Raw genomic sequence first — 17,680 nt, forward strand, 5'->3', positions numbered from 1 at the left:
CTCCGCGACGGCCGTACCCGGCCACCGGCGCCACGCCCGTCCGGGCGCACCCATGTACAGCGACCGAGAGGCGGTTGCCATGTCCGCTACGACCACCCGTCCCCGTAACCGGCTGCACACCGCGGCCCAGGGCACCGTCCTTCCCTGGCGCTCCCTCGCGTCGCTGGGCATCGATCCCGGCTTCGGAGGCCTGCTCGACTTCGGGGAGACCGAGGGGCAGCCGTCCATGAACGCCGCTGCCGCCCAGGCCGCCCCGGCCGGTGCCGACTTCGGGGACGGCGGGGACGGCGACGGCTCCGGCCGGGACCCCCGGGAGGACTGACCCGTGACCGGCACCACCGGCGGCCGTTCCCGGCCGTCCAGGGCGCCCCGTGCGCCCCGGCCGCGCGCCGTGCCCGGGAACGAGGTCCGGCTGCGTACACGCGCCCTGCACGGCTACCGCCAGGCGTACCGGATGGCGGGCCGGGGCGACGCCGTCGTCCTCATCCACGGCATCGGGGACTCCTCGTCCACCTGGGCCGAGGTCCTTCCCTCACTGGCCGGGCGGTACCGGGTGATCGCACCCGACCTCCAGGGCCACGGGGCCTCCGCGAAACCCCGGGGCGACTACTCCCCCGGCGCGTACGCCAACGGCATCCGCGACCTCCTGAGCGCCCTCGGCGTGGAGCGGGCGACCCTGGTGGGGCACTCCCTCGGCGGCGCGGTCGCCGCGCAGTTCGCCTACCAGTTCCCCGAGCGCACCGAGCGTCTTGTGCTGGTCGCCAGCGGCGGCCTCGGCCGCCGGCTCACGCCGCTGCTGCGGGCGGCGACCCTGCCGGGTGCCTCCCTGGTCCTGGCGGCGCTGCGGCTGCCGACCGTGCGCTGGCAGCTGGAGCAGTACCTGCGTCTGCTGCGGACCTTCGACACCGATCTCGGCGTGGACGCGGCGGAGTTGCTGCGCGCGATCGACTCGCTGCCGGACGCGGGCTCGCGGGGCGCCTTCGTGCGGACCCTGCGCGCCGGGGTGGACTGGCGGGGGCAGGTGGCGACGCTGCTCGACCGCAGCTATCTGACCAGGGGCATGCCGACGATGATCGTGTGGGGCGGCCGGGACGTGGTGATCCCGGCGGTCCAGGCGAGCCTGGGCCATGTCTCGATGCCGGGCAGCAGGCTGGAGATGTTCGAGGAGGCGGGGCACTTCCCCTTCCGGGCCGACCCCCAGCGCTTCCTGTCCGTGCTGCACGACTTCATCGAGACGACCGAGCCCGCGCCGTTCGTCGCGGAGGAGTGGCGCCGGCTGCTCCGCAACCAGCGCCACCGGGAGCCCGGCCCCAGCGAACCCGCCGGGCCCCGCGCCGTGGGCTGATCCGCCCGTACCCGGCGGGGTGCCGGGGCGGACCTCGTCCGCCCCGGCACCGTCACGTCCGGGCCCGGATCCGGGGGTCGGGCGCCCCGCCGCGCCAGGGCGCCGGGGGTCCGGGAGCCCGCCTCCCCCGACCGGGGTGGAGGCACGTCAACACCCGGACCAGGGCGGCGGGAACCGGCCGACCCCCGGATCCGGTCCGGCTTCCCGGCACAAGAACACCGCCGCGACCGCACTCCGCAGAAGACACTCCACCGCGCCGTCCCGGGACACCAGATCCATTTTCCGGATCAGGTCGGCTCAGGGAGCGGGTCTGGTGCGTGGGGTCTCCCCCGGGCCCGTCGGCGGATGAGGGGTGGGGTCCCCCTGACCCCCGGCGGACGAGAGACGGTATCTCCCCGGGCCCCAGGGGCGCGGGGGGACGGATCGCAACGCGGAGGGCAGGGGTACCCCCACCCGGGCCGAAGGGCCCAGGGGGAGCGGCGCCAGGGCACGTGGGCCCGGCAGGATCCGGACGGGAGGGCCCAGGCCCGCGCGGTCCCGGGAAGCGCGGTTCGGGCCCGGCCCGGCGGCCGGGCCGGCAGGACAGCGGAACCGCAGGTCGCCAGGTCGGCGGGACGCGGGTCGGGAAGCCGGTCCGCGGGCTCAGCCGGCCAGTGCCGGGGCCGGGGCAGGGAGCCGGGACGGTGGCGGGGAGCCGATCAGCCACATGCCCGGGCGGACCTCGACCGCCTGGGCCGCGGGGCGGCGTACGGAAGTGGCCGCCACCCGGGCCTCGGTACGACGGGTGTACTCGGCCCAGCGGCGGTCCCCCAGCCGCTCCGCCGCCCTGCGGCACTGCGCGAGCTGGCCCATCGCGGTCTCCCGCCGGCCCAGCCGCAGATTGACCAGGGCGAGCCCGTTGAGCGCGGCCACCCCGCCCCACAGGTCGCGGGCCGCCGTGCACAGGGCGAGGGCCCGCCCGTAGCGGCGCGCGGCGGGCCCCAGCCGGTCCTGGCCGAGGAGGATGTCGGCCACCCCGATCCGGCAGCGGGCCGAGCCGATCCGGTCGCGTACCCGGTCGAAGCAGTGCTGGGCGGTCGTGTAGTGGGCCAGCGCCCGGTGGGCCTCCCGGCGCTGCCAGGCGAGGCCGCCCAGGGAGTAGCGGACCGCGGCTTCCGCCGCCGTGTCGCCGGCCCGCAGCGCGGCATCGAGCGCGAGGCGGTGGGTCTCCTCCCACTCGTCCCAGGCGGCGCAGGCGTGGAAGTAGCCGGTGGCGCTGTCGGCGAGTTCCCACACCAGGCGCCACAGTCCCGCCGCGTGGGCCTGGCGGACGGCTTCGACGAGGCCGGTGGCCTCGTCCTGGAACCAGCGCAGGGGTCCTTCGCCGACGACGGACGCGCCGTCGGCGAGGACCGCCGGGGCGCCTGGGCGTGCTTCCCGGCCCGGGGGCCGGCCGCGCCAGTCGCGGCCGGGGGCGAGCCGGCCGTCGGCGTACCGGGCCAGGGCCAGGTAGGCGTGGCAGAGCCGTTCCACGGCCCGCCGGGTGCGGCCGCCGTCGCGTTCCCGGGCCGTCTCGGCCTCGCGCAGTTCCACGGCCAGTACCCGCAGCAGCGAGTGGAAGCCGTAGCGGGGCGGGCGGCCGCCGGGCCGTGCCTCCAGGAGCTGCGCGCGGACGAGTTCCTCGGCGAGTTCCTCGGCCGCGGCGGGTCCGGTGTCGAGGAGGGCGGCGGCGGTCCAGCCGGCGAAGTCCTGTGCGGGGGCGAGGGTGAGCAGCCGGAACGCCCGCTGCTGGGCGGGTCCTGCCTCCTGGTAGCCGGTCAGCAGGCTGGTGCGGAGGTCGAGGTCGCCCTCGCGCAGCACGCCGAGGCGGGTGCGTTCGTCGCGGAGCCGTTCGGCGAGGGCGGCGGCGGTGGTGTGCGGGCGGGCGGTCAGGGCGGCGGCGGCGACCCGCAGCGCGAGCGGCAGATAGCCGCAGAGCCGGGCGATCTCGGCCGCTGCGGCGGGGTCGTCGGTGATCCGCTCCCCCGCCGCCGTGAGCAGCAGTTCGACGGCTTCGTCGGGGCGTACGGCGCCGAGGACCAGGTGTTCGGCGCCGTCGAGCGCGGCGGCGGTGCGGCGGCCGGTGAGGACGATCGCGCTGCCCTCGGTGGGCGGCAGCAGCGGACGGATCTGTTCCTCGGCCGAGACGTCGTCCAGGACGAGCAGGACGCGCCGGTTGTGCAGGGCCTGGCGGACGCGGGCGGCCAGTTCGGTGGCGTCGGCGGAGGCGGCCGTGCGGTCGCCGGGCGTGTCGCCGGAGAGCCGGCGCAGGACGGCGGCCGCGGCCTGGGCGGGGGTCAGCGGGCGGCCCTGGGCGCCGCGCAGGTTCACCAGGAGCCGTCCGTCGGGGAAGAGTTCGCCCATGCGGTGGGCGAGCCGCAGCGCCAGCGCCGACTTGCCGACGCCGGCCCGGCCGGAGACGGCGAGTATGCGTACGGGGTTCTGGCCGGTGCGGCCGCGCAGGACGCGTTCCCCGTAGGCCAGTTCCTCGTGGCGGCCGACGAAGCCGGGGGCCTCGGCGGGCAGCACCGGCGGGGTGGGGGCGGGGCGGCGGGCGGTGTCGCCGGGGGTGCCGCGCTCGGGGCGGCCGTCCGGCGCCGGCACGGGGCGCGGCGGGCGCCAGTCGAGCGACGGGTCGCGGCGCAGGACGCGTTCGTGGAGCCGGGCGAGGCCGGGGCCGGGTTCGACGCCCAGTTCCTCGACGAGGGAGTGGCGCAGCCTGCCGTACACCCGCAGGGCGTCGGAGCCCCTGCCGGTGCGGTAGAGGGCGACCATGAGGTGTCCGTGCAGGGTCTCGCGGAGCGGGTGCTCGTTGGCGAGGGCGAGGAGTTCGCCGGCGAGTTCCTGGTGGCGGCCGAGGCGGAGGTCGGCGACGATCCGCTGTTCCAGGACCTCCATGCGCAGTTCGTCCAGGCGGATCGCGGCGGATTCGAGCCGTACGCCGTGGGGGATCCCGGAGAGCGCGGGTCCGGCCCACAGGTCGAGAGCCCGGTGCAGCAGCACGGAGGCGTGCGAGAAGTCGCGTTGCTGGTAGGCGGTGCGGCCGTCGGTCCGCAGCCGTTCGAAGCGCGGCAGGTCGAACTCGTTCTCCTTGTCGGGGAGCTGGAGCAGATAGCCCGGTGCGCGGGTGAGCAGCAGGCCGCCGGGGTGGGCGGCGGGCGGCGGGGTCGCCGGGCCGGGCGTGGTGCCGTCCTCGGCGAGGACCTTCCGGAGCTGGGAGACGTACACCTGGAGGGTGGTGGTGGCGGTCCGCGGCGGCTCGGTGCCCCACAGTTCGTCGATCAGGCTGTGGGCGGGCACGACCTCGCCGACCCGTACCAGCAGGGTGGCGAGCAGCGCGCGCGGCTTCGCGGCGGATGGGGTGCGGGGAGACATGCTCACCGGCCCCAAAACCCGGAAACGCATGAAGAGGCTCCTCTCGGTGGCGACGGGGAGTGGGGGATGGGGTGGGGGCCCGTGATGGTTCAGCAGTCCTGGAGCAGGGTGGCCGTCGCGGTGGCCAGGACACGACTGCCCTGGCTGAAGGCGATCCGCGTACGGACGGTGGGGCGGCCCGCGGTGTCCCTGAGCGGGTCGCGGGCGGTGATGGTGCAGGTGAGGGGCAGATCTGTTTCGCCGAAGCCGCGGAAGGACGCCCACCAGTGGGTGAGGACGGCGTGGGCGGGGCTGAAGCCGTGGAGTTCGGCGGCGACGATCAGGGCCGCCTGGCGCGACGCCTCCAGGAAGACGGGGCCGGGGATGTGTCCCTCGGCGCCGCCGTCGAACAGTTCATGGCCGGGCGCGGCGGCGACCGGCAGGACGAACTCTCCGTCGATGGCCCGCAGCGGTGGTCCGACGAGGACATTGCCGGGGTCGTCGCGGGCGACCCGGTCCGGTCCCACGGCCGGCCGGCCGGTGGTCCCCGCCGGTGCCGGTGCCGACCCCGATGCCTCGGCAGATACGTTTCCCTGGAGGCTTTCGCGGCGGCCGAGTTCGCGGTGGGCGCGGTAGACCCGGGGCATCAGGAAGAGGAGCCGGGCGGTGCCGCCGCCGCAGGGCGTGCCGTCGATGGCGACGGCGCCCCGGCAGTCGAGGCCGCGCGGGATCCCGTTGACCACGTCGACGGGGGTGAGGGTGATGTCGAGGGTCATATGGGCGGGGCGGCCGGTCCGTCGCCAGGGGGTGAGGTCCGCGATGTCCATGCCGCTGGAGACGAAGACGGCGGGACGCTCGGCGGGGACCCGGAAGTACTGGTGGGCGACGAAGTGGGTGGCCTGGCGGAGGGACTCGGCGGCGAAGAGGAGATCGTGGAAGGTGCCGGGTCCGTCGTTGAAGACGCCGTGCCCCTCGGGGAGTTCCGCGGAGAGCGCGAAGTGCTGTTCGACCGGTGCGGTCGCGTCGAGCAGGAATCCCTCCGGGGTGACGGGTCTGTGCAGCAGATGGAGGGGGGAGCCCGCCGGGGAGAGGGACGGGGGGCCGGCCGGGGCGCGTGCGACGGGAGGCGCGGGAGAGCCGACGGGTGCGGCGGCGGCATCGAACACGATGTCCATTCCAGCTCCTTCGATGTGTCCTCCGGCCCTGCCGGGGACTTGAGCGATCGTCGATCGTGCGGCGGGTGCTCCGCCGCCCCAGGGCCGCTCACGCCCGGCTCCCCCGAGGCGATCCACCGGGCTGCCGGACGGGCGGGCGACGGCCCGCGCGGTGGATGCCGCGGGAGCCGTGAAGAACAAGGGCGGTGGCGTGATTCCGCCACCGCCACCACGTTCTCCCGTGCCGCTGCAATCGCTCTGGACTCGTTCTGGACCGGTACTGTACTGGGCTGTCTTCCGGTCGGCCGGCTCGGGTAAATGACCTGATCCAGCCTTCAGGGCTGGGGTTCCAGGGCGGGCCGGGCCGCCACCAGGGGGTGGTCGTCGGCCAGGGGCCCCGCGCCACTGGCCCCGCCCGGGGAGCCGATCGTCGCAAAGATCTCGGTGTCCGCCGTGCGGTACTCCTCCCACTCCGCGGGCACGTCGTCGGCGAAGAAGATGGCCTCGACCGGGCAGACGGGTTCACAGGCGCCGCAGTCCACGCATTCGTCGGGCTGGATGTAGAGCTTGCGGGGGCCCTCGTAGATGCAGTCGACCGGGCATTCGTCGATGCAGGCCCGGTCCTTGACGTCGACGCAGGGCTGGGCGATCACATACGTCATGGCGCTCTCCTGGATGGGGCGGTGCGGAATCAGGACAGTGGGGTACGGGCGGCGGAGCCGACGGTCCAGGTGTCGCCCCCGGCGAGGATCGAGTCCAGGTCCCCCGGCCCGAAGCGCTCGCCGGCCGTGTCCAGTTGCTCGGCCATTTGGGTGTCGTATACGGGGCGTTGGATGTCGCGGAAGATGCCGATGGGGGTGTGGTGGAGGGTGTCGGGGTCGGCGAGGCGGGAGAGGGCGAAGGCGGGGGTGGGGGAGGGGTGGTGGGCGTTGTGGGTGATGAGGTGGTGTCGGTTGTCGGGGGTGAGGGTGGTGGCGGTGAGGTCGCCGGTGTGGGGGTCGCGGATGACGCCCTGGGTGTGGTCGGGGCCGAAGGTGACGGGTTGGCCGTGTTCGAGCCGGATGACGGCGTGTTGGGCCTGTTCTTTGTCCTTGAGGGCTTCGAAGGCGCCGTCGTTGAAGATGTTGCAGTTCTGGTAGATCTCGACGAGGGCGGTGCCGGGGTGGGCGGCGGCTGCGCGCAGGACGTCGGTGAGGTGTTTGCGGTCGGAGTCGATGGTGCGGGCGACGAAGGTGGCTTCGGCTCCGATGGCGAGGGAGACGGGGTTGAAGGGGGCGTCGAGGGAGCCCATGGGGGTGGATTTGGTGATCTTCCCCGTCTCGGAAGTGGGGCTGTACTGGCCTTTGGTGAGGCCGTAGATGCGGTTGTTGAAGAGGAGGATTTTGAGGTTGACGTTGCGCCGGAGGGCGTGGATGAGGTGGTTGCCGCCGATGGAGAGGGCGTCGCCGTCGCCGGTGACGACCCAGACGGACAGGTCTCGGCGTGAGGTGGAGAGGCCGGTGGCGATGGCGGGGGCGCGGCCGTGGATGGAGTGCATCCCGTAGGTGTTCATGTAGTAGGGGAAGCGGGAGGAGCAGCCGATGCCGGAGACGAAGACGATGTTCTCGCGTGCGAGGCCGAGTTCGGGCATGAAGCCTTGTACGGCGGCGAGGATGGCGTAGTCGCCGCAGCCGGGGCACCAGCGGACTTCCTGGTCGGACTTGAAGTCCTTCATGGTCTGCTGGGCTGCGGCTTTGGGGATGAGGGTGAGGGGTTCAGCAGTCATCGGTGTGCTCCTTGAGGGCGGCGGCGAGCTGGGCTGCTTTGAAGGGCATGCCGTTGACCTGGGTGTGGGAGTGGGCGGGGGTGAGGTATCTGGCGCGGATGAGGGTGGCGAGCTGGCCGAGGTTCATTTCGGGGATGACGACGCGCTCGTACTGTGCGAGGACGGTGGCGAGGTTGGGGGGGAAGGGGTTGAGGTGGCGCAGGTGGGCCTGGGCGATCGATGTACCGTCGCGGCGCAGGCGGCGGACGGCGGCGGTGATGGGGCCGTAGGTGGAGCCCCAGCCCAGGACGAGGACCTTCGCGGTGCCGTCGGGGTCGTCGACGGTGAGGTCGGGGACGGTGAGCTGGTCGATCTTGGCCTGGCGGGTGCGGACCATGTGTTCGTGGTTGGCGGGGTCGTAGGAGATGTTGCCGGTGCCGTCCTGTTTCTCGATTCCGCCGATGCGGTGTTCGAGGCCGGGTGTGCCGGGGACGGCCCAGGGGCGGGCGAGGGTGTGGGGGTCGCGTTTGTAGGGCCAGAACACCTCCACACCGTCCGCGAGGGTGTGGTTGGGTCCGGTGGCGAACTCGGTCCGCAGGTCGGGCAGCTCCTGCGTTTCGGGGATCCGCCACGGCTCGGAGCCGTTGGCGAGGTAGCCGTCGGAGAGGAGGAAGACGGGGGTGCGGTAGGTGAGGGCGATGCGGGCGGCTTCCAGGGCGGCGTCGAAGCAGTCGCCGGGGGTCTGGGGGGCGATCACCGGCACCGGGGCCTCGCCGTTGCGCCCGTACATCGCCTGGAGGAGGTCGGCCTGCTCCGTCTTCGTCGGCAGACCCGTCGACGGGCCGCCGCGCTGGATGTCCACGATGATCAGCGGCAGCTCCAGGGACACCGCCAGCCCGATCGTCTCCGACTTGAGCGCCACGCCGGGCCCTGACGTCGTCGTCACCGCGAGCGCGCCGCCGAACGCGGCGCCGAGGGCGGCGCCGATGCCGGCGATCTCGTCCTCGGCCTGGAAGGTCCGCACACCGAAGTTCTTGTGCTTGGACAGCTCGTGCAGGATGTCGGAGGCCGGCGTGATCGGATACGAGCCCAGATACAGCGGCAGGTCCGCCCGCACCGAGGCGGCGACCAGGCCGAGGGAGAGGGCCAGGTTCCCGGACATGTTGCGGTAGGTGCCGGTGGGGAACGCGGCCGCGGCGGGGGCGACTTCGTAGGAGACGGCGAAGTCCTCGGTCGTCTCGCCGAAGTTCCAGCCCGCGCGGAACGCGGTGATGTTCGCCTCGGCGATCTGCGGCCGTTTGGCGAACTTGCGGCGCAGAAAGCTCTCGGTGCCCTCGGTGGGCCGGTGGTACATCCACGACAGCAGTCCGAGCGCGAACATGTTCTTGGAGCGTTCGGCCTCCTTGCGGGAGAGGCCGAAGTCCTTCAGGGCTTCGATGGTCAGCGTGGTCAACGGGACGGGGTGGACGCGGTAGCCCTCCAGGGTCCCGTCCTCCAGCGGGGAGGCCGTCCAGCCGACCTTCGCCATCGCCCGTTTCGCGAACTCGTCGGTGTTCACGATGATCTCCCCGCCGCGGGGCACGTCGGCGAGGTTGGCCTTCAGGGCGGCCGGGTTCATCGCGACCAGCACATCGGGGGCGTCACCGGGGGTGAGGATGTCATGATCGGCGAAATGCAGCTGGAACGACGACACCCCCGGCAGGGTCCCGGCAGGCGCCCGGATCTCCGCCGGGAAGTTCGGCAGCGTCGACAGATCGTTCCCGAACGACGCCGTCTCCGAAGTGAACCGGTCACCCGTGAGCTGCATACCATCACCCGAGTCCCCCGCGAACCGGATGATCACCCGATCCAACCGGCGAACCTCCTTGGTGCCCGCTGGGGCCGACACCGGCTCGGCCACATCGACGTCTACCGTGTCTACCGTCACGCTCTTCGTCCCCTCTGGGTACCCGGTCGGGCGGCGCGGCCCGCGCACTGACGTGCTGGACGCTAGGCACGCGGCCTTGAGGACAGCCAAAGCGCGCGCCCCGGCGGAGGGCCGGGGACCCGGCCGGCGCAGGGCCGGCCCGCCCACTCCTTCCAGTGGTGATCCAGCCGTTCTTCAGAGCCGCTGGAGACGCTTGCCGGGGTCGATCGGACGGTTCACCCCGCACCCCGCACCGAACCAGGGCCTCGGCCCCCTGCCTTGCCCTGCCTCCCGTGCGGCCGCCGACCCGCATGCCGCACCACCCGACCGCCTCCAGTCTGTTGGCGGTGCCCCTGCCGCCGGTCGACCCGCAGACATCCCCGCACCGAACCGGGACCTCGCCCTCTGGACGGTGCCCCTGCCGCGAGTGAGCCAAAGGGGCGCGCGGGTGTCGAAAGGGAGAACGCGCGGAGGCCGTGAGGAACGAGCGGTCGAGCACGATCGACCGTCGACACTCGCTTGGGCGCCCCGGAGGCGAACCGAGCCTGAAAAAGGAGAGAAGGCGTCTTGTACTCGTCAGATCAGGCCACCCGCCGGACCCTGCTGCGTCTCGCGGCCGCCGGCGCGGCAGGCGGTGCCCTCGCCGCCGTTCCTTCCCCCGCGCTCGCACGGACGGGGGCGGTGAGCGGTTCGAGCCGTTCCACCGATCGTTGCCGGCTGCCTCGTACGCTCTCGGTCCTTGCCCCGAATCTGTATCCGGAGGGTGTGGCCTGGGACCGGGGACGCCGGGCTTTCCTGGTGTCCTCCAGTGTGCAGGGCACGATTTCGGTGGTCCGCGCGGATGGTTCGATCACTCCGCTGGTGACGCCTTTCGCGCAGGTCTCGGTCCTCGGTCTGCATGCGGATGCCCGGCGTGGCCAGGTGGTCGCCGCGTACAGCGACTTCTTCCACCGCAGGCTCGGTCTGGTGGATGTCACGAAGCCGCCGGTGAACGGTGTCGGGGTGTTCGATCTGCGGTCGGGTGCGGTCCTGCGGACCGTTCCGGTGTCCACGGGTGCTCCGATCGAGCCCCGGGTCAATGATGTGACGGTCGACGGCCACGGCGACATCTATGTCACGGACACCGAGGTCGACACGGTCACCCGGGTGGGCCGGGACGGCGAGGTGCTGGGGGTGATCCGTGACGAGCGTTTCGTCACGGCGGAGACCGGGCCCAACGGCATCGTCCATCACCCCGGCGGTTTTCTGCTGGTGGGGCGTTACTCCGGTGGCCGGCTGTTCCGGGTCGACCGTCCCCGCTCCGCCCGGCCCCAGGTCAGTGAGGTCCGGCTGGATCGTGCGCCGGATTCCATCGACGGTCTCGCGCTGCGGCCCGACGGCTCGGTGCTCGTCGTCTCGAACGGTCTGTCGACGGCCGGCCGGGACGCGGTGCTCGTGCTGCGTTCCACGGACGGCTGGCGGTCCGCCCGTACCGCTTCCGATCATTCCTGGCCGATCCAGGATCCGACCACGGCCGCCGTGACCCCGTATGGCGACTACGTCATCAGCGGTGGGCTCCGGGAGATCCTCACCGGGGTCCCGTCGCCCACTCCCGGCCGTTTCCATCTACGCCGTCGCTGACGGTCCGGGGGCCACCGCCCACCGGGTCGTACGCATCTCATCCGCACCGTTCCACGGTGGCTGCGGACCGTGAGCACTTCTCCCGGCGCGTACGCCACCCCGATTCTCCCGGGAGTACCGCCATGCCCCAACCGCCTTCCGCAGGACCTCCGCGTACCGGTTCCCCGCCGCGCGGTGTCTTCACCGCGCTCGCCCGGCTGACCGGTGGCCGGCCCCGGCTGTTGCTGGCGTTCACCCTGGTGCTGCTGGTCGGGGCCGTCGTCCTCGGCGGTGGTGTGGCCGACCGGCTGCGCAGCGGCGGCAGCGGCGGTGTGGTCGACCCGGCGTCGGAGTCGTCGTTCGCGGCGGAGGTCCTGGAGCGCGAGTTCCCGGGTGCCCGCCCCAATCTGGTGCTGCTGGCACGGACCGGGGGTTCGGTCGACGACGCGCAGAGCGCGCGGGCCGGTGCCGAACTGGCCGCGCAGCTGGCCGACATCCCGCTGATCAGCGGTGTGACGTCGTACTGGGACGCGCGGACGCCCGCGCTGCGGTCGAAGGACGGTACGCAGGCGCTGATCGTCGCCCGGATCGACGGGGACGAGCTGGCGGCCGAGCGCACCCTCAAGGACCGGATCGTGCCCGCCTTCGACGGCGCCCGGGGGCCGCTGGAGGTGCGGATCGGCGGCAGTGTCGCCGTCCAGCAGGAGCAGCAGACGTTCATCGCGGACGATCTGATCCGGGCCGAGCTGATCGCGCTGCCGATCACTCTCATCATCCTGATGGTGGTCTTCGGCAGTGCCGTCGCCGCGCTGCTGCCGATCGGCATCGGGGTGATCGCGATCCTGGGCACCAACGCGGTGCTGCGGATCATCACCGAGTTCACCGATGTCTCGATCTTCGCGAGCAATCTGACGACCGCGCTGGGGCTCGGACTCGCCATCGATTACGCCCTGTTGATCGTGCGCCGCTACCGGGAGGAGCTGAAGGGCGGCCGGGCGGGCCCGGACGCCCTCGCCGTCACGCTCAACACGGCCGGGCGGACGGTCCTGTTCTCCGCCGCGACGGTGGCGGTGTCGCTCGCCGCCATGATGGTGTTCCCGCTGTACTTCCTGCGGTCGCTGGCGTACGCGGGGATCAGTGTGGTGGTCCTGGCGGCCGTCGCGGCGCTGCTGGTGCTGCCGGCGCTGCTCGCGGTCCTCGGCCCCCGGATCGACGCCTGGGACATCCGCAGGCTGGTACGGCGCCGTTCGGCCCCGCCGAAGGAGCGGCGCGAGGGCGAGGGCTGGGCCCGGCTGGCGCGGGGGGTGATGCGGCGGGCGCCGCTGGTCGCGACCGGCACCCTCGCCGTGCTGCTGCTGCTCGGCGCGCCCTTCCTCAACGTGGACTTCGGTACCGCCGACTACCGGCAGCTGCCGACGTCGGCCGAGTCGCGGGTGGTGCAGGAGAGTGTCCGGGACGACTTCGAGGGCAGCCCCACCGGCACCGTCGACATCGTCGCCCAGGACGCGGACGCGGCCGCGCTGGACACGTACGCCCAGCGGATCTCCACACTGCCGGGGGTGCTCCGGGTGGACGGGCCCGGCGGCCGGTACACCGACGGCGAGCGGTCGGGACCGGCCCAGCCGGCCCGTACCTCCGACCGGGTCACCCATCTGACGGCCGTGCCGGCGCTGGAGCCGATCTCGGCCGGGGCCAAGGATCTGGTACGGGAGGTCCGGGCCGTGGACGCGCCGTTCCGGGCCGATGTCTCCGGGACGACGGCCGCGCTGATCGACACCCAGTCGGCGATCGGGCGCGGGCTGCCCTGGGCGGTGGGGATCATCGTGCTGGCGACGCTGGTCCTCGTCTTCCTCCTCACCGGCAGTGTGCTGGTGCCGGTCCAGGCGGTGCTGCTGAACGCGCTCAGCCTGACCGCGATGCTGGGCGCGGTGGTCTGGGTCTTCCAGGACGGGAACCTCTCCGGGGTGCTGGGCTTCACGCCGACGGGCAGCATCGAGACGGCGCTGCCGGTGCTGATGTTCTGCCTGGCCTTCGGACTCTCCATGGACTACGGGGTGTTCCTGCTCTCCCGGATCAAGGAGGAGCGGGACCGGCAGCCCGACCACGCGTCCGCCGTGGTCGAGGGCATCCGGGGCACCGGCGGGGTGATCACGGCGGCGGCCGTGGTGCTCGCGGTGGTGATGGTGGCGATCGGCAGTTCGCGGATCACCAACACCAAGATGCTGGGTCTGGGGGTGGCGCTCGCCATCCTCATGGACGCGATGGTGATCCGGACGCTGCTGGTGCCGGCCGTGCTCCGGCTGACCGGGAAGGCGACCTGGTGGGCGCCGAAGCCGTTGCGCCGGCTGCACGACCGTTTCGGGATCAGCGAGGGCGGGCCCGTGTCGGCCCCTGCCGCTCCTGACGCCCCGGCCGGGCCGCCGGGGGCGGAGCAGGTGGATCCGGCGGAGCCCCGGGTGGCGGCGGGGACGAACGCGCCCGGCTGATCCGGCCGTGGCGGGCGACGGGTGCGCGGGAACCTCGGCCCGCGCGCCCGTTCGTCGTTTCCGGGCCGGGCCACCGCCGCGCGGCCCGGACCGGACCGGCGCGGCGAGTCGTCCCCGTACCCGTACCCGTCCTCGTACGCGGAAGGGGTCATCCCCACCCGGCCGCTGGTACCCGGCCCGAGCGCCCCTGGACGGGCCGGCGGTTTTGCCGATCCGCAAGGGCGCCGCTCTACCGTCCGTTGCACCGCACCACAGCGGACGCCGGAGAGCACGGACCGACCAGGCCCGACCAGGCCCGACCAGACCTCGACCGCGGCGGCCGGCCGGCCGTGGCGCGGGCGTTCACCTGAACCGGTACGAACCGCGACAACCCGCTACGACCCCGGTACGACAAGGAGGCACCATGACCGTCGACACGGTCGTCGTCGACTACGGAGGGGTGCTGACCAACCCGCTCGCGGAGACCTTCACGGCCTTCGCCCGGCTGGCCGGCATCGACCCCGGTGACCTGGCCGGGGCGTTCGCCGCCGCGACCGAGCGGTACGGGACCACCCCCATGGCCGCGCTGGAGACCGGTGAGATCACCGAGCGCCAGATGGCGGACCGGATCCTGGAGCTGCTGCCGGAGGGCTCCGGCCGGATCCTGGACGGCGGGCGGAGCTTCGGCGAGCTGTGGTTCCGCGGCCGCCACGCCAACGCCCCCTTCGTCGGGCATCTGCGCGCGCTGCGCGCCCGGGGACTGCGGCTGGCGCTCCTCACCAACAACGTCCGCGAGTGGGAGCCCCTGTGGCGGGCCCAGCTCCCGGTGGACGAACTCTTCGACGTCGTCGTGGACTCGCACCGCGAAGGCGTGCGCAAGCCCGACCCGGAGATCTACCGGATCCTGCTGGAGCGGCTGGCGGCCGAACCGCGGAGCGTCCTGTTCGTGGACGACACGGAGGAGAACTGCGCCGCCGCGACCGCGCTCGGGATCCGCTCGGTGCTCTTCACCGACACCGCGTCCGCGATCGACGCGATCGACGCGGTCCTCGCCGGACCGGCGGCGCCCGCCCCCGTCCCGGCGGCCCTGGGAGGTGTCCGGTGACCGGTCCCGTGCTGGTGGTCGGCGCCGGGCCCACCGGGCTCACCGCCGCCTGCGCGCTGTGGTCGCTGGGCGTGCCCTGCCGGGTCGTGGACCGGCGCGAGGGCCCCGGGACCGCCCCCAAGGGCCTGGTGCTGTGGAGCGGCGCGCTGGAGTGCCTGCGCCGGCTGGGCGTCACCGACGCCCTCGCCGCCGAGGCCCTGCCGCTGTCCGGAGCCTCGTACTGGTCCCGGGGCAGACGGATCGGCGGCGTACGGTTCGGCGGGCTGCGGGACACCGCCTTCCCCGGGCCGCTGTGCGTGCCCCAGCCCGTCACCGAACGGGCCCTGTACGCGCGGCTGACGGAGCTGGGCGGCTCGGTGGAGTGGGGCACCGAGGCCGCGGAGGTCTCGGTGCGGGGGCCGGGCGCCGGTGACTCGGTCGACGTGGAGCTGCGTTCCGCCGCCGGTACGGAGCGGCTGACGGTCCCCTGGCTGATCGCCGCCGACGGCTCGCGCAGCACGATCCGCGAGAGCGTCGGCATCCCCTTCGACGGCCACACCTTCGACCGGACGTTCCTCATCGGCGACGGTCTGCTGACGGGGGCGCCCGCGGAGGCGGAGGTGCAGCACCACATCGCCCCGGACGGGGTGCTGGTGATCGTGCCCCAGCCCGGCGGGCACCGGGTCTTCTTCGACCTGGAGAGCGACGGGGAGACCGGGCGGCCGTCGGTGGAGCTGTTGCAGCGGCTCCTGGACGAGCGCGGGCCCGGCGGGCTGCGGTTCCACGACGCCTGGTGGACCAGCCGGTTCCAGGTCCATGCCAAGGTCGCGCCCCGGTTCCGCGCGGGCCCGGTGCTGCTGGCCGGCGACGCGGTCCACGCGCACACCACCGCGGGCGGCCAGGGGCTCAACACCGGTGTGCAGGACGGCTACGACATCGGCTGGAAGCTGGCGGCCGTGGTGCGGGGCCTGGATGCGGCGCTGCTGGACAGCTTCGAGGCGGAGCGCCGCCCGCCGTCGGTCCGCGCGGTCCGCAACGGCGACCAGCAGATCCGGATGTGGCTGTTGCGCAATCCGCTGGCGCGGGCCGCACGGGACACCGCCCTGCGGGCGCTGTCGCGCGCGGGGCTGCTGGAGAGCCGGGTGGTGCCGCTGCTCGCCCAGCTCGACCTGGACCACTCCGCGAGCCCGGCGGTGGCCGATCTGGACGGGGCCGCCGGCGCTCCGGGCGTGGTGCGTACGGGCCGCAGGGCACCGGACGCGGCCCTGGTCCCGGTGCACGGTCCGACGGCCCTGTCCCTCCACGCCCATCTCGCCGACGGGCGGCACACGCTGCTCGCGTACGGCGGGCAGGCCGCCGGGGAGCAGGCGGCGCGCGCCGGTGAGCTGCTGCGGGGGCGGGGGGCCGACGACGCGGTGAAGGTGGTGTGGATCCAGCCGTCGGGGCCGGGTCCCGACCCCGGGCGGGCCATCGCCGCCGGCTGCGACATCACCCGTGAGCGGGAGCGGGGGGCGTTGCGGGGCGGGGGGTCCGGCTGGCTCGCCTATGTCCGGCCCGACGGGGTGGTGGGGGCCCGCTGCGGTCTCCCGGGCCTCGGTCCGCTGCTGGAGCGGCTGCCCCGGGGGCCGGCGCTGCGGGAGCGCGCGCCGGCCAACAGCCCCTGACAGCCCCCGGCAGTCCCCGACGGCGGCCGTGCCTCCCGTACCCGTGCCGTGTCCGTGTCCCCCGGTACCCCTGATCCCTGATTCCTGATCCCCGGATCCTCGTGCCCGACCGTCCCGTACCGCCGTGCCCGGCCGTCCCGGCCGACGGGTCGCGGCGGCGTACACCCCATCGAAGGGAACACCCTCACCATGTCCGTACCCACGTCCGTTCCTGCGTCCGCTCCGGCGTCCCGGACCACCGTCGAGACCGCGGGTCGTGACGCCCCGCCGCAGTCCGGCGCCGGGCTTCCCGTCGTCCCGCCGGTCGCTCCCCCGCCGCTCGCCCCGGCGGGGATGAGCTTCGAGTCGACCGTGCCCCGGGAGCTGGTCCACCGGTCGTCGGTCGCCGAGGTGTTCGTCACCGACTCCCGGCAGACCGGCGAGGACGCCTTCGCCGTGGCGGCGCAGCTGCCCCGGGGCCACCTCATCGGCGAGGGGCCGCTGTACGACTTCACCCTGCTGCTCGAAGTGGTGCGGCAGGCCGGGGTGCTGGCCGCGCACCGCCATCTCGATGTGCCGCTGGCCTCGGCGTTCATCCTGAGCGACCTCTCGCTGCGGACGATCGGTTTTGATCCGCTGCGCATCGGCACCAAGCCGGCGAACGTCGTCATGGCGCTGGACGCGCGGCCCAAGCGCAACCGGGCGGGCCGGGTCCAGGGCTTCAGCTTCACCGGGGACATCCATGTCGACGGGGAGCCGGCGCTGATCGGCCAGGGCGGGCTGCTGATCGTCTCGAAGGCGGCCTACCGGGTGCTGCGCAGCAAGCGGCTGGTGCCCGACCACCCGGGGTGGCTGCTGCCCCGGTTCTCGGCCGCCGCTCCGGCGGAGGTGGGCCGGCGGGACGCGCGGAACGTCTTCATCACGGATCCGGTCTCGGAGGGCGACCACCGGGAGTTCTTCGCCCAGCTGGTGGTCGACACCAGTCACCCGCACATGTTCGACCACCCCCTGGACCATGTTCCGGGGCACCTCCAGGTGGAAGCGGCGCGGCAGTTGGCGATAGCCTCGGTGGCCCGGCTGCACGGGCTCGACCCGTACTCCCTCGCGGTCGGCTCCATCACGACCAGCTTCACGGACTACACCGAGCTGGACCAGATCACCCGGTTGCGGGCGACGGTCGACGGCTTCCAGTGGGACGAGCAGCTGGGCAGATTCACGGTGCCGGTGGCAGTCGAGGCCCTTCAGGAGGGCCGGACGACCACGGCGCTCCGCCTGGAGGTGGCACAATGGAAGTGAGTTCTCGACTCACGTGAGTGATCGGCGTTTTGGGGTCAGGAGTAACTTCCCGGAAACCCCATACAAACGTTC

Annotated in this window: 12 protein-coding genes; 7 read left to right on the forward strand and 5 right to left on the reverse strand. The window is 73.5% G+C overall.

Annotated elements, in window-relative coordinates:
- Positions 1-79: 79 nt before the first annotated feature.
- Complete coding sequence (locus SYYSPA8_RS15065) at positions 80-322, forward strand: hypothetical protein (RefSeq protein WP_323447659.1); 243 nt, start codon at positions 80-82, stop codon at positions 320-322.
- A 3-nt stretch (positions 323-325) separates the two neighbouring features.
- Complete coding sequence (locus SYYSPA8_RS15070) at positions 326-1,345, forward strand: alpha/beta fold hydrolase (protein WP_323447660.1); 1,020 nt, start codon at positions 326-328, stop codon at positions 1,343-1,345.
- 642 nt (positions 1,346-1,987) lie between these two features.
- Here the strand turns inward: SYYSPA8_RS15070 and SYYSPA8_RS15075 are convergent.
- From SYYSPA8_RS15075 to SYYSPA8_RS15095, 5 genes are all read right to left on the reverse strand, one after another.
- The gene (locus SYYSPA8_RS15075) at positions 1,988-4,738 is read right to left on the reverse strand and encodes an AfsR/SARP family transcriptional regulator (RefSeq protein ID WP_323447808.1); all 2,751 of its coding nucleotides are present in this window, start codon (positions 4,736-4,738) and stop codon (positions 1,988-1,990) included.
- 89 nt (positions 4,739-4,827) lie between these two features.
- The gene (locus SYYSPA8_RS15080; protein ID WP_323447661.1) at positions 4,828-5,892 is read right to left on the reverse strand and encodes an AfsA-related hotdog domain-containing protein; all 1,065 of its coding nucleotides are present in this window, start codon (positions 5,890-5,892) and stop codon (positions 4,828-4,830) included.
- 314 nt (positions 5,893-6,206) lie between these two features.
- Entirely contained in the window at positions 6,207-6,533 is a 327-nt protein-coding gene (fdxA, locus tag SYYSPA8_RS15085) for a ferredoxin (RefSeq protein ID WP_323447662.1), read from the reverse strand.
- A 29-nt stretch (positions 6,534-6,562) separates the two neighbouring features.
- Complete coding sequence (locus tag SYYSPA8_RS15090) at positions 6,563-7,636, reverse strand: 2-oxoacid:ferredoxin oxidoreductase subunit beta (RefSeq protein ID WP_323447663.1); 1,074 nt, start codon at positions 7,634-7,636, stop codon at positions 6,563-6,565.
- Positions 7,626-9,542, reverse strand: coding sequence for a 2-oxoacid:acceptor oxidoreductase subunit alpha (locus SYYSPA8_RS15095; RefSeq protein ID WP_407706007.1), 1,917 nt, complete (start codon positions 9,540-9,542; stop codon positions 7,626-7,628). The genes SYYSPA8_RS15090 and SYYSPA8_RS15095 overlap by 11 nt, the downstream gene beginning before the upstream one ends.
- A 546-nt stretch (positions 9,543-10,088) precedes the next feature.
- On the opposite strand from SYYSPA8_RS15095, the gene SYYSPA8_RS15100 reads away from it, so the two are divergent.
- The 5 genes from SYYSPA8_RS15100 (at position 10,089) to SYYSPA8_RS15120 (ending at position 17,608) form a co-directional block, all read left to right on the forward strand.
- Positions 10,089-11,141, forward strand: coding sequence for a gluconolaconase (locus SYYSPA8_RS15100; protein ID WP_323447664.1), 1,053 nt, complete (start codon positions 10,089-10,091; stop codon positions 11,139-11,141).
- A 122-nt stretch (positions 11,142-11,263) separates the two neighbouring features.
- Positions 11,264-13,606, forward strand: coding sequence for an MMPL family transporter (locus SYYSPA8_RS15105; RefSeq protein ID WP_323447665.1), 2,343 nt, complete (start codon positions 11,264-11,266; stop codon positions 13,604-13,606).
- A 403-nt stretch (positions 13,607-14,009) separates the two neighbouring features.
- Positions 14,010-14,690, forward strand: coding sequence for an HAD family hydrolase (locus SYYSPA8_RS15110; RefSeq protein WP_323447666.1), 681 nt, complete (start codon positions 14,010-14,012; stop codon positions 14,688-14,690).
- Complete coding sequence (locus SYYSPA8_RS15115) at positions 14,687-16,333, forward strand: FAD-dependent monooxygenase (protein ID WP_323447667.1); 1,647 nt, start codon at positions 14,687-14,689, stop codon at positions 16,331-16,333. The genes SYYSPA8_RS15110 and SYYSPA8_RS15115 overlap by 4 nt, the downstream gene beginning before the upstream one ends.
- 189 nt (positions 16,334-16,522) lie before the next feature.
- Entirely contained in the window at positions 16,523-17,608 is a 1,086-nt protein-coding gene (locus tag SYYSPA8_RS15120) for a ScbA/BarX family gamma-butyrolactone biosynthesis protein (protein WP_323447668.1), read from the forward strand.
- Positions 17,609-17,680: the final 72 nt, after the last annotated feature.

The sequence above is a fragment of the Streptomyces yaizuensis genome (assembly GCF_034961445.1).
Taxonomy (GTDB): Bacteria; Actinomycetota; Actinomycetes; order Streptomycetales; family Streptomycetaceae; genus Streptomyces; species Streptomyces yaizuensis.

Excerpts from the sequence above, each read along its gene's own strand:
- SYYSPA8_RS15065 (WP_323447659.1), top strand. The coding sequence starts at position 80 with ATGTCCGCTACGACCACCCGTCCCCGTAACCGGCTGCACACCGCGGCC.
- SYYSPA8_RS15075 (WP_323447808.1), bottom strand. The coding sequence starts at position 4,738 with ATGTCTCCCCGCACCCCATCCGCCGCGAAGCCGCGCGCGCTGCTCGCC.
- SYYSPA8_RS15080 (WP_323447661.1), bottom strand. The coding sequence starts at position 5,892 with ATGGACATCGTGTTCGATGCCGCCGCCGCACCCGTCGGCTCTCCCGCG.
- fdxA (WP_323447662.1), bottom strand. The coding sequence starts at position 6,533 with ATGACGTATGTGATCGCCCAGCCCTGCGTCGACGTCAAGGACCGGGCC.
- SYYSPA8_RS15090 (WP_323447663.1), bottom strand. The coding sequence starts at position 7,636 with ATGACTGCTGAACCCCTCACCCTCATCCCCAAAGCCGCAGCCCAGCAG.
- SYYSPA8_RS15105 (WP_323447665.1), top strand. The coding sequence starts at position 11,264 with ATGCCCCAACCGCCTTCCGCAGGACCTCCGCGTACCGGTTCCCCGCCG.
- SYYSPA8_RS15110 (WP_323447666.1), top strand. The coding sequence starts at position 14,010 with ATGACCGTCGACACGGTCGTCGTCGACTACGGAGGGGTGCTGACCAAC.
- SYYSPA8_RS15120 (WP_323447668.1), top strand. The coding sequence starts at position 16,523 with ATGTCCGTACCCACGTCCGTTCCTGCGTCCGCTCCGGCGTCCCGGACC.